This window comes from Chryseobacterium sp. CG10_8 (assembly GCF_058117085.1).
On sequence record NZ_JBYVEB010000297.1, the window covers coordinates 1 to 389 of the forward strand.

General features: G+C 36.0%; 1 pseudogene. It reads left to right on the forward strand.

Annotated elements, in window-relative coordinates:
- Positions 1-36 precede the first annotated feature (36 nt).
- Positions 37-389 (forward strand): annotated as a pseudogene (locus tag AC4AGG_RS16830) (hypothetical protein); the annotation flags it as partial.

Here is a 389-nt window from a genome sequence, read left to right on the forward strand (position 1 = left end):
GGGTTTTAATAGAGTTAAAAAATAAAGAATAAGAAAATGAAAAAAATAATCACGATATTATCCATATTATTCATTACAATAGAAGGATATTCACAAGTCATCATAGGAGACGCAGTAGGAACTGCATCGAACAAGACATCTGTTTTATTGGAGTTTGCCAATACGAATAATAAAGGAATCATCTTGCCTTATGTACGAACACTTCCTAGTGCACCAACAGAAGGTACAATATTGTTGGATGCAAGCACAGCCACAACAGCAAGAGTAAAATATTACAATGGAGGATGGATTGACCTAAGTGGACAAGATGCTGATATCACGACACAACTTACTCAACAACCAGAAGGAATCACAGAAACGACATCGAAAGCTATTATTGGAGCTACCAG